Below are 11,587 nucleotides of genomic sequence, written 5' to 3' on the forward strand. Positions count from 1 at the left end.
ACCCCGTTAATATAGGAAAGAAGCCCCGTTAATAAAGGGGCTTAAGCCCACAAAGGAAGAGGCTTTGCCTACTGTCTTTTATATCCGTCGGTTAAAAACCGACGGCAAAATAGAGCCTGCGGCACAAGGCATTGCCTTGTAAAGAGAGAGGACTCAAATTTGACAATAAATGAAACAATACAAATATCTCCTTTTCGACCTCGACGGTACTATCACCGACTCAGAAACCGGAATCACGCGTTGTGTTGAATACGCACTAAACCATTTCGGCATTCAGGTAAATGACTTACGGGAATTAACCCCTTTCATCGGCCCTCCCCTCCTTGACTCGTTCAAGGATTTTTACAACTTCACCGATGAACAAGCAATCATTGCCACCGACAAATACAGGGAAAGATATGCCGACAAAGGCATTCTGGAAAACGAATTATATCCGGGAATCAAAGAATTACTGGCTGATGCTCAAAAAAACGGCAGAACAGTGATACTGGCCACTTCCAAACCGGAAATATTTGCCAAACGCATCCTCAATCATTTCGGGTTGAGCAACTATTTCTCCTTTGTCGCCGGTAGCGGCCTGGACGGTTCTCTTCATACTAAAACAGATGTTATCAATTACATCTTACAATCGAACAATATAACCGATCTGAGCTCTGTTGTAATGATAGGCGATCGGAAACACGATATCATCGGAGCAAAAAACGTAGGAATTGACTCTATCGGCGTCTTATACGGTTTCGGAGATTATAAAGAACTATCAGAAGCCGGAGCAGACCATATCGTAGAAGATATCCCGGCACTCCGTAAATTACTCTTATAGCAGTAATTTACGGAATATATCATATTTCTCCCATCTATATCAATAACACAAACCAATCAGATACCGGCAAAGAATATCCCCACCAAACACAGCCACACAATAGAGAATACCCAACGAATACCCTTTCAGATTACAGGAAACCTTCAACGCTTTGAACATCCAGACTAATACCCAGACCAGAAATATCACACCGATCAATGAAAGCCATATTCCTACCAGAAAACCTGGTTGTGCCAACAATTCTGTCGGCGGCACATTCATATCTACTTTTGCCAGATTTTGCATCGGTGGCAACATATTGAACAAATTCATAAAAATGAAAGGAATCTGGGCAAAAGCGACTGTCCCTAACACATCGATCACCCTGATCCGGGAACGCGACAAAATCAATCCCCCCAGATAAAACAAAACAGCCGGTACAATCCAAACCACCAGATGTTCGACAGCATAACACCACCAGGCCGGATTCGGAGCCGGCCCAAAATGCAGTAAACCATGATAATGCCATCCGGAAAGATAACTGATAATAGTGGAGATAACCATTCCCAAAAGTCCCCACCCTAACGCTTGAAAACCGGCAATCCATTCAAACGGATTAATAAGAAAATTCAACCATTGTTTTTTCATAACTATTCAATCTTATTTAATTTATCAATCAGATCATCCAAGATATTCCTGACAGTCGGATAACTCACCCCCATATTCTTCGCCATATCTTTCAAACTGCCGCTCGACTTGATAAAATCAACGATAAACAGTTGCTCCTTCTCGGTCAACCTTGCCAAAGGAGGCAGCTCAAAGTTTCCACAGACCTCTGTATCACATTGTTCGCAAAACAACCGTCCCACTCTCAGGGGAGAATCACAGGCCGGACATTGCAAGGGTAATCGTTTCTTTTTCTCATCCATTTTATTCAATCTTTACGCAACAAAGATAATAACATATTCAATATTATTAATTATAATATAAATATTATTCATACATGAACAAATATTATTACACAATACTATTCTATTACATGCAATATCCGATTCGAATAAAAGCGTCTCTTATTTAGATTGATTAATCTACTTTATCACCTTTTCTATGAAAATATCTTCCCGATAGGGGAAATGTTACGTTATTCCTCTTATTTTTGCAAAGGATGGAAAATAATCAAGAATCTCTTATGGTAAATATTATAGACAAGATAAACTCTTCATACCCAATTTCCGATACAACGATACAAACATTGAAAGAACATGTCACTTTATGCCATTTCCCTAAAAAGTATCAGTTGATAAAGGCAAATATGTTTTGCAAATCGGCCTACTTCATCGAGAAAGGCATGACTCGTTCCTTTTGGCTGGTGAATGGAGAGGAAATAACCACTTCTTTTGCCTATGAAGGAAGTATTGTCTTTAGTATGGACGAGTTATATTATAATAAGGTAAGTGAAGAGTTCGTAGAAACACTTGAAGATGTAGTCGCCTATCAAATATCATTGACCGATTTACTTCAGCTTTTTCAAACCAATATCGAACTGTCCAATTGGGGTAGGGTCATTCATCAAAATGAATACAGACGTTTACATCGTTCACATAAAGAACGTCTTACGTTGTCCGCAAAGGAAAGATTTGAAGAGTTCAAACAACAATTTCCTGAAGTATATCAGCGCGTACAATTAGGGTATATTGCTTCCTATCTGGGGATAACACCATCGACACTCAGCCGCCTCAGAGCACAGAAATAATCATTATCCGGTAAAATTTGACATAGGACAAATTTTAGGACACATAAGTTTTATAATTTTGGAGCTTCGTAAGTTACACGTAATAATAATCTAAATAATAAACTCTTATCATGCAAAACATTTCTTCCGCTGCGTTTACAGACAGTAAACCTCATTACGATCTTCTCGACGGATTAAGAGGAGTAGCAGCACTTTTAGTCGTATGGTACCACGTCTTCGAAGGCTACGCTTTCGCCGGAGGCACTACCATCGACAGTATCAATCATGGTTATCTGGCAGTGGATTTCTTCTTTATCCTGTCCGGTTTCGTTATCGGCTATGCTTATGACGACCGCTGGTCGAAGACACTGACTATGAAAGATTTCTTTAAACGCCGTTTGATCCGTCTTCACCCGATGGTTATCATGGGAGCGGTTCTGGGAGTTATCTCTTTCCTGATTCAAGGCAGTGTAAAATGGGACGGGACACACGTCTCTATCTCCCTGGTCATGTTATCCCTACTTTGTTCATTGTTCTTCATTCCCGCCATACCGGGAGCCAATTATGAGGTCAGAGGAAATGGTGAAATGTTCCCACTGAACGGTCCCAGCTGGTCGTTGTTCTTCGAGTATATCGGCAATATTCTTTACGCCCTGTTCATTCGCCGTTTGTCAACCAAAGCATTGACTGTTGTCGTCTTTTTGATGGGCGCGGCACTGGCAGCATTCGCCACCCTCGACGTATCCGGTTACGGTAATATCGGAGTCGGCTGGACATTGGACGGCGTAAATTTTGTAGGCGGATTATTACGCATGCTCTTCCCCTTTTCTATGGGTATGCTTTTATCCCGTAACTTCAAACCTATCAAGGTGAGAGGTGCATTCTGGATATGTTCGATCATATTACTGGGATTGTTCTCTGTACCATTCGTGGAAGGGACAGACCCGATTTCCATGAACGGACTTTATGAATCATTTTGTATCATCCTGATTTTCCCTATTCTTATCTGGGTGGGAGCATCGGGAACCACTACCGATACGAAGTCGACAAAGATATGTAAATTCCTGGGAGACATCTCTTTCCCACTCTATATCATACATTATCCTGTAATGTACCTGTTCTATGCCTGGTTGATCGACAAAGAACTTTACACACTCGCAGAGACCTGGCAGGTTGTCTTGTGTGTTTGTGCTTTAAATATAGTTTTAGCTTATTTATGCCTGAAACTATATGACGAACCGGTTAGAAAATGGTTAAGTAAGAAGTTCCTAGCCAGAAAATAAGAAATACTTCATCCGAAAGGGATTTTAGTTTCATCCGAAAGAAATATCATATTCATTCGGGAGAAACTGAAATTCCTTTCGTTTTTTCCGGCTATTTATCGTAAGTTTGTGAACCAATATAAACTTACAAACTAAATATATCATGAAACAAAACAACCTATGGATAACTGCCCTCGCATTGGGTATTACGTTATCCGCCTTCGGACAGCAGACCGACAAAGGAATCTCTCCGAAAATGCTGCAACAGATCAAACAATCGTACAAAGGAACTCCTACCGACAAGGCTATCCATAACGCCATCAGTAACAACGACATCAATAAGCTGGCAGTAAATGCCGACAGCAAAAACAATTTCGATACTTACTTCTCTAATAAAGTAAACAGTAAAGGTATTACCAATCAAAAGTCTTCCGGCCGTTGCTGGTTGTTTACCGGTTTGAACGTATTCCGGGCACAGGCGATCGCGAAATATAATATGGGAGATTTCCAATTCTCACAGAATTATTCCTTCTTCTGGGACCAGTTGGAAAAAGCCAATCTGTTCCTGCAAGGGATCATCGACACACGCGAGAAACCGATGGATGACAAAATGGTGGAATGGTTATTCAAAAATCCGCTTAGTGACGGAGGACAATTCACCGGCATATCCGATATCCTGGGTAAATATGGCGTAGTTCCCGCTGACGTAATGGTGGAAACCCATAGTAGCGAAAGTACGGGAAGAATGGCCAACCTGATCGGTCTTAAGTTAAAAGAGTTCGGCCTGCAACTGCGCGACCAGTCTGCCAAAGGAGCCAAAGTGGCTGCATTGGAAAAAGACAAAACAGAAATGTTGGGAACCATTTACCGGATGCTGGTCCTCAACCTGGGTGAACCGCCTACGAAATTTACCTGGACTCGCAAAGATGCACAAGGCAACCCGGTTGAAACAAAAGAATATACTCCTCAATCATTCTTCGATGAATATATCGGCAAAGACCTGACAAACAATTATGTCATGCTGATGAACGATCCGAGCCGTGAATACTATAAGTTATATGAGATCGATTTCGACCGTCACCGTTATGACGGAAAGAACTGGACTTACGTGAACCTGCCGATCGAAGAGATCAAAGAGATGGCTATCGCCTCTATCAAAGACAGTACAATGATGTATTTCTCTTGCGACGTAGGTAAATTCTTCGATCGTGAACGGGGTCTGTTGGATGTGAACTATTACGACTACGGTTCACTGATGGGAACTACTTTCGGTATGGATAAGAAACAGCGTATCCAAACATTCGCCAGCGGATCGTCACATGCTATGACCTTGATGGCTGTCGATCTCGACGCAAACGGTACACCTAAAAAATGGATGGTAGAAAACAGCTGGGGACCGGGTGCCAACAGCGGCCACCTGATTATGACCGACGAATGGTTCAACGAATATATGTTCCGCCTGGTAGTCGAAAAGAAATATATCACCGACAAAGTGAAAGACGTTCTCAAACAAACACCGACCCGCCTTCCGGCCTGGGATCCGATGTTTACAGACGAAAATTAAGAATTGAATTGAAGAACGAAGAAAAACAACCCCGGCAGATTATTGGTCTGTCGGGGTTGTTTTATCAATGTTTCCTAATTACTTCTTTTATTGTTTTTACTTCCTATCCAAGTTCCTTGTTTCCACAAATACTCCAAAGGTCCTTGTTTATGGCGTGACAACCAATAACGGCTGAATAGCCATTGAGCGGAGAAAATAAACAATCCGATAAGCAAAGTCGCTGTAGCCCCGGTAACACGATACAATCCCAAGCCAAATCCATAATAAATACATACTCCTATAATAGACTGCGAAATATAGTTTGTCAGGCTCATACGCCCATAAGGTATAATAAACTTTTGCCAGTTACACCCATTCTCCTTTTTAAACCAAATCAGCACAAAGATCGAAACCAAAATTAGCATAAAAGCAAAATTGCTAAGAGATTGTGTTATTATCTTATATGGAAGCAATACGGATGGATTGCCTATATGTTCGGGGACAAAAACCCGAAGCAGATAAAGTGGTATGAATGCCAATACACCTATACCCAAGATACGTTTCCAGAAACCAATTGTACGATCACTCCTTATGAAAGATCCATTACGTCCTAATAACATTCCAAACATAAACAAGGCCGATGTCTGAAACAACCGTCCATTTTCTACTTGCCAGAAATTACTATATAATTGTCCATCCCATATATTACTGCGCAAGACCTCCCCAAAAGAACCATTCATAGTTACCCCTCCTACCCGTTCTGAATAGATCATGAATCTATTTCCGACAGCGACATAATCCGGGTCAAATAACGCATACAACATTCTGCCCCATTCAAAAGGCTGAAGCAACAAACAGACAGCGATCCAAAAAACAATTTTATCTTTCAGTTTACATACCGGAATAAGTACAAAACCAGCAACGGCATAGAGTACCAGGATATCACCATTATAAAATAAAGCATGAAGCTGGGCAAACAAGAACAACAGAACCAACCGCCAGGCAAAACGTCCCCGAAAATCGATCCCTTTTTGTTCCGCATGATGAAACTGAATATAGAAGCTGAAACCAAAAAGCAAGGAGAAAGTAGCATAAGCCTTTCCACTGAACAGAAAGAAAAAGCTATCCCACATCCATTTGTCCAGAACCTGCAACCAAGCCGGCTGAAACTCCGGAATGAAATAAATATTATAATGTTCAAGATTATGCAACAACACAATCGCCAACAAAGCAAAACCACGAAGCGCATCTACTACATTCAAGCGTTCGGATTTTTGAATAGTATGCATCATTTCTTATTTATGTATCAGATATTCAATCTATATAAAAGTCTTTTATCTCATTTTCCCCAATCCGAAGGCTCGGCTCCCATCTGTAGTACCAACGTTCCGCCCTTCATCAGGTCGGCATGCGTCAGATAACATTTATTGTAAGGAATTCCATTTAAAGTAGCCTGCTGGACATATATATTTTCAGGGCTATTATTGTGAGCTTCAATCACAAATGTTTTTCCCTCAGCATAGTCCGGATCCAAATTGAAAACGATCTTCTCAAATACCGGGCTAGTTATTTCATACCGTTGGTCACCGGGACATACCGGATGTAATCCACTAGCCGCCAATACATACCAGGCCGACATCTGTCCTACATCCTCATTACCGACTAAACCTAAGACAGTGTTTTTATAAGCATTCCGACAGATATCCCGCGTCCATTTCTGAGTAAGTTCGGGAGCACCCAAACGGTTGAATAGGAATGGTACATGGTGAACCGGTTCATTGGCATGGTTATAATATTGATTCCATAGATAACCTTCGGGAGTCTGTTCAAACATATCCGTCAGATCGGCCAGCACTTTTTCACGGCCCCCCATCATTTGGACCATGCCTTCCACATCGTGTGGAATGAACCAACCCTGCTGGTATGCATTACTCTCCGTACAGCCATATCCTTCCGCCAGTCTTCCTTCTTCGGGTAAAGGTTGAAATTCACCTTTTTCATTACGTGGCCTGAACCAACCATAATCGGTATCATAAATTGTAGAATAGGTCATAGCCCGGCGGTCAAAATATTCCTTATCGGTATCCTTGCCCAACCATTCAGCCAGACGGGCCATACACCAATCATTGTATGCATATTCCAATGTATGAGAGATAGAACCCGGCGTATATCCTTCTTTATTATTACCAAACAACCGGGAAGTATTTAAAGCATAACGGTATGCCTTATCTATATCATAAGAACGGATTCCTTTTGAATAAGCGTCACACAAAACAGAAATAGCCGGATTACCCAACATACAACCGGAATAGGCATTCAACAATTCCCATCGCTCCAGATATTCGTTTCCACTCTGATCGGCAATCTCCACCAACGAGTTGACCAGGTCATTGATCAGGGTTGGATTAATAATAGTCTGCAAAGGCATCTGGCTACGGAAAACATCCCATCCGCTAAAAATAGTTCGTTTAGTGAACTGATCCGTCATATGCGCCTGCTTGTCCGCTCCCATATATTCCCCGTTCACATCACTGCAAATCCTCGGGTCGATCATAGTATGGTAAAGAGCAGTATAAAAGATATGTTTTTCATCCTCCGTACCTCCGGTCACAGTTATTTTGGACAGAGCATCGTCCCATAACCGGCGACAGTCAGCCAGTGTTGCGTCAAACTCCCAGGCATTCATTTCCGAATGCAGATTCTCTTCCGCATTCTTCATACTGGTAAAAGAGATCCCGCTTTTCATGAGGATCTGTTCTCCTGCATCGGTATCGAATTCGGCATAAAAACCCAAATGCTTTCCGGTCAACGACTTCACATCAGGAATAATGCGGGCATTTCGAACAACTTCATGATAACGTTCGCTCTCGATATCTTCCCGTTTTCGTGTCCACCCGTCCGGTATATCGGCCGACCATACGCCATGCGACCGGAAAGGACGGGAAAATTCAGCATAGAAATAGACTGTGTAATCAGATTTTCCTGCACCATTTCCCCAGCCGCCACCTTCGGGAGGACATTTCATTTCACCCCTGATTGTGTGGTCATTGATCACTTCGATCGCCTGCCAGGTAGAAGTTCCTCCTACCCTGCGTGCCAGGTCTATTTGTATACGAGCCTCTTTACTCTCAGGGAATGTAAAACGCAACATACCGCTATGAGGAAGGGCCGTCGCTTCCGCTTTTATCTGATAATCGGTAAGCATCACGGAATAATAACCGGCAGAAGCCTTCTCCGATGCTTTATCATACCGGGAACGATAACCATTATCAGGATCTTCCAACGTTCCCGAAAAAGTATGCAACTTACCGACTGTCGGCATTACCAACAAATTCCCCAGATCGCCATACCAGCCGATCCCACTCATTTGTGTAAAAGCAAAACCTTCAATAGAAGTATGTTCATCACTATAACCCGACCCGTTATCGCCTCCGGTAATCGTATTAGGACTGAGCTGGACCATACCGAATGGAGAGGTTGCTCCCGGAAAAGTCTTACCCAAACCATGATATGAACCTCCCGCCTCCATACTGGTCGAGGCTCCGACAAAAGGATTTACATAAGAAGAAAGGGCCTGTTGCGCATCCGAACCATCTTTCACGGAGCTACAGGAAAAAGAAACAACACAGAGAATCAATGAACACAAACTAATCTTTTTTTTCATAATGCTACCGATTGATAAGAATGAGGCAAAGATAATATTTTATATCTAACACTCCATTCTTGTTTTCTATATTCAAAGACAAGATATATGAGAAGTGTTTTCAAAATCAACTATCACACTATCACAATCCCAATACATTCTTTGAATATCAACAAATACGCCAATGATAGTTACGCATTTTAACTATCATTCAACTATCACAAACCATCATAAAACGACCTGTTTGAGGTAAAGCATCGTAAAAAGAGGATTAAAAACAATCAGATGCCTACTGTTTTCCGATAGTACCCTACATCTTTTGCTCAAATATGGCTGTTATTTTCACGGAAGCAACTTATCCTTCTTCTTGAGATCCCCTTTTTAGGCCCTTTTACACCCGGATTTGAACGATGCTAAGACCCGGGTCTCAGTACCATTTACACCCGGGTCTCGGAAAAGAAAAGTCCCTACTTTACTGAAAATAAGTCATATACCCAGCAGGTTTTATCAGGCTGTTTTATGATAGTATGATGGTTGAAAATGAAACTATCACGCGAACTATCACAGCCCACAACCGTTGGATTTCAATGTACAAAAAGTCATAAATGATAGTATGATAGTTATATTGAACAATATCAGTTTATTAGTAAATTCAATTCTTTCTAAATTTTTATTTTTATTTGCCGTACTCCTCATACAACATAAGCAAATGCGCCGAACTCCAACTGAAATGAGGAGCTTTCAGGCGTGCTCCGTTATGAGTATCATAATTCTCATGAATAGGGGCATCTTCCTTCAATCCCTGCAAGCGGGTAAAGACCTGATCGGTGAAAGCGTCTGCTTCTCTTTTATATCCATATTTACGGATGCCGGATATTCCGAAGTAAACCTGATCCAGCCAGATAGGGCCCCGCCAATAACCTGCCGGCATAAACTTCGGATTGTCAGCAGCAATTGTAGGGAAAGGGATATAAGTAGCAAACTTCGTGGTATCGCTGAATATTTTTATGGCAGCAGCAGCCTGCTCCCGGGATGCGATCTCCGCCCACAATGGTATGCATGCTTCCGTCCCTTCTTCCATAACAGATGTACCATCCAACCGTTTATCAAAGAAGAAGCCGGGATCGGAAACAAAAAAGTAATCCCGTATTTCTGCCGATCTGTCAGGATCTTCAAAAACTTCTCCGGCGATGGGGGCCAATTCGCCTAATAAGCGGTGCTCGAGTGCCAGAAAAGCATTCAGATCGACTGACTCCTGATTCATACTCCATGCACCATCGCTGTTCTTTACCATAACAGCGTCGTCGAAACGGATCGCATTGTCCATACCGCTTTCCCAGGCAGCAGCTTCAAGAGTTCCGTCACAGGCTCCAAACTCACATATCCCGTTATTGTTGTGGTCGCGATGGGTAAACCACCATTTATAATAATGAAGTAATTTTGGATACATCTCTTTTACAAAAGCAGTATCACCCGTTGCTTTATAAATCTCATCTACAGCCCATACTGCTAAAGGAGGCTTACTGTCTCGCGCATTATTCTCGGAGGCATCACTATAAATACAATCGATAATCATACCTTCCGGTGTCTGATAATCAAACATAGTACGTACCTGATCCTTTGCCAGTTCCGGAGCGAAACGAGCCAAGGCAACTGCATGTTTCCATGAGTCCCATCCCCAAAATCCGACAAAGTAGCCGACAGCATGACTGGGTACTACTCCATCATGGAATAAATCGCCACGTGCACTCCGCCAGTTGGCAATCAAAGTGACTACAGCCTTAACCGCTATCCTGTTATAAGCTTCCGGCATGTCGGGACGAAGAACTTTCTGCAGATAGCCTTCCCAGCGTGAAGCTGTTTCCTCCCTATATTCTACCGGAGAAGCCTGAACAACGGCAGCTCTATGCAATACAGCCTGCCTGGATGCTTCATTTTCAAAAAAAGAAATGACAACATTCGATTTACCCGGAGTAAGCGTTAAGGTTTCATATCCTTTCTCAGACGATAGGATACCCATTTCCGGACTGAATGTCAAAGCAACTCCCTCACCCGAAGGCCAGATCAGCAATACCCGGTTCTTATCCGTCGTACAAGCAACATCATCAGGAAGAACCTCTCCGGCAAAGCGAAGCAAAGTATTCTGATCGGAAGAACAGGTCAACAGGGCTGTCGATTTATCAACAAAGACCAAACGTTGTTCTATCCGTCCGGTTTCAGAGGAAGAGGACATATATAATTCACCCGGAAAATAAGAGACAGAGTCCGGGGTATACACGACATCCGGATCTTCACCGTCGAAACGGACTTTTACCAGAGCATCCGAAAGCCACTGACGTTTATTCATATCCAGGTGAAAAGGGCCACAGAAGCCGTTCACCCATTGTTCCTGCCGCGGTAAAGTAAATCCATACCATGCACCGGCATCCGTAAACCAACCCCGGCAACGCGAAGCCGAGTCCGGCGTATAACGAATGTCTAAAATGTTACTGTAATTGTAAGCTGTACCGGATGGTACCGGCTGCTGCACAGAGCAACCTGCCCATCCGATGACGGCTATCAATAAAGCACTTATCAACAGTTTGTGTTTCATATCAGCCTCCTTGTA

At 42.5% G+C, this 11,587-nt stretch carries 9 protein-coding genes; 4 read left to right on the forward strand and 5 right to left on the reverse strand.

Annotated features, from left to right (window positions below; genetic code table 11):
• Nucleotides 1-169 precede the first annotated feature (169 nt).
• Nucleotides 170-820 (forward strand): HAD family hydrolase, encoded by a 651-nt coding sequence (locus BQ7394_RS18535; RefSeq protein ID WP_075558767.1) that lies wholly within the window; start codon nt 170-172, stop codon nt 818-820.
• A gap of 39 nt (nt 821-859) precedes the next feature.
• Here the strand turns inward: BQ7394_RS18535 and BQ7394_RS18540 are convergent, their stop codons facing one another.
• Nucleotides 860-1,447, reverse strand: coding sequence for a YIP1 family protein (locus BQ7394_RS18540; protein WP_075558768.1), 588 nt, complete (start codon nt 1,445-1,447; stop codon nt 860-862).
• Between the two features lie 2 nt (nt 1,448-1,449).
• Nucleotides 1,450-1,728, reverse strand: a complete 279-nt coding sequence (locus tag BQ7394_RS18545) for a DUF2089 family protein (RefSeq protein ID WP_075558769.1) — start codon at nt 1,726-1,728, stop codon at nt 1,450-1,452.
• A 260-nt stretch (nt 1,729-1,988) separates the two neighbouring features.
• Here BQ7394_RS18545 and BQ7394_RS18550 point away from each other — a divergent pair, with 260 nt between their 5' ends.
• From BQ7394_RS18550 to BQ7394_RS18560, 3 genes are all read left to right on the forward strand, one after another.
• Nucleotides 1,989-2,552, forward strand: a complete 564-nt coding sequence (locus tag BQ7394_RS18550; protein ID WP_075558770.1) for a Crp/Fnr family transcriptional regulator — start codon at nt 1,989-1,991, stop codon at nt 2,550-2,552.
• A gap of 110 nt (nt 2,553-2,662) precedes the next feature.
• Nucleotides 2,663-3,814 carry an acyltransferase family protein gene (locus tag BQ7394_RS18555; protein ID WP_075558771.1) on the forward strand — a complete coding sequence of 384 codons (1,152 nt, stop codon included), beginning with the start codon at nt 2,663-2,665 and terminating at the stop codon, nt 3,812-3,814.
• A gap of 142 nt (nt 3,815-3,956) precedes the next feature.
• Entirely contained in the window at nt 3,957-5,357 is a 1,401-nt protein-coding gene (locus BQ7394_RS18560; protein WP_075558772.1) for a C1 family peptidase, read from the forward strand.
• Between the two features lie 74 nt (nt 5,358-5,431).
• On the opposite strand, the gene BQ7394_RS18565 is transcribed toward BQ7394_RS18560, so the two are convergent.
• The 3 genes from BQ7394_RS18565 to BQ7394_RS18575 all read right to left on the reverse strand — a co-directional run bounded on the left by BQ7394_RS18565 (nt 5,432) and on the right by BQ7394_RS18575 (nt 11,572).
• A complete protein-coding gene (locus tag BQ7394_RS18565) occupies nt 5,432-6,628 on the reverse strand; it encodes a DUF418 domain-containing protein (protein WP_075558773.1) in 1,197 nt (398 codons plus the stop codon).
• A 47-nt stretch (nt 6,629-6,675) separates the two neighbouring features.
• Nucleotides 6,676-9,000 carry a GH92 family glycosyl hydrolase gene (locus tag BQ7394_RS18570; RefSeq protein ID WP_075558774.1) on the reverse strand — a complete coding sequence of 775 codons (2,325 nt, stop codon included), beginning with the start codon at nt 8,998-9,000 and terminating at the stop codon, nt 6,676-6,678.
• A 655-nt stretch (nt 9,001-9,655) separates the two neighbouring features.
• Nucleotides 9,656-11,572, reverse strand: a complete 1,917-nt coding sequence (locus BQ7394_RS18575) for an MGH1-like glycoside hydrolase domain-containing protein (RefSeq protein ID WP_075558775.1) — start codon at nt 11,570-11,572, stop codon at nt 9,656-9,658.
• Nucleotides 11,573-11,587 lie beyond the last annotated feature (15 nt).

Origin of the sequence: Parabacteroides timonensis (assembly GCF_900128505.1) — a bacterium.
Lineage (GTDB): Bacteria > Bacteroidota > Bacteroidia > Bacteroidales > Tannerellaceae > Parabacteroides > Parabacteroides timonensis.

Bases quoted from the DNA above. Each gene is read 5' to 3' on its own strand.
- BQ7394_RS18535 (WP_075558767.1), top strand. From the start codon at position 170: ATGAAACAATACAAATATCTCCTTTTCGACCTCGACGGTACTATCACC.
- BQ7394_RS18540 (WP_075558768.1), bottom strand. From the start codon at position 1,447: ATGAAAAAACAATGGTTGAATTTTCTTATTAATCCGTTTGAATGGATT.
- BQ7394_RS18545 (WP_075558769.1), bottom strand. From the start codon at position 1,728: ATGGATGAGAAAAAGAAACGATTACCCTTGCAATGTCCGGCCTGTGAT.
- BQ7394_RS18550 (WP_075558770.1), top strand. From the start codon at position 1,989: ATGGTAAATATTATAGACAAGATAAACTCTTCATACCCAATTTCCGAT.
- BQ7394_RS18555 (WP_075558771.1), top strand. From the start codon at position 2,663: ATGCAAAACATTTCTTCCGCTGCGTTTACAGACAGTAAACCTCATTAC.
- BQ7394_RS18560 (WP_075558772.1), top strand. From the start codon at position 3,957: ATGAAACAAAACAACCTATGGATAACTGCCCTCGCATTGGGTATTACG.
- BQ7394_RS18565 (WP_075558773.1), bottom strand. From the start codon at position 6,628: ATGATGCATACTATTCAAAAATCCGAACGCTTGAATGTAGTAGATGCG.
- BQ7394_RS18570 (WP_075558774.1), bottom strand. From the start codon at position 9,000: ATGAAAAAAAAGATTAGTTTGTGTTCATTGATTCTCTGTGTTGTTTCT.
- BQ7394_RS18575 (WP_075558775.1), bottom strand. From the start codon at position 11,572: ATGAAACACAAACTGTTGATAAGTGCTTTATTGATAGCCGTCATCGGA.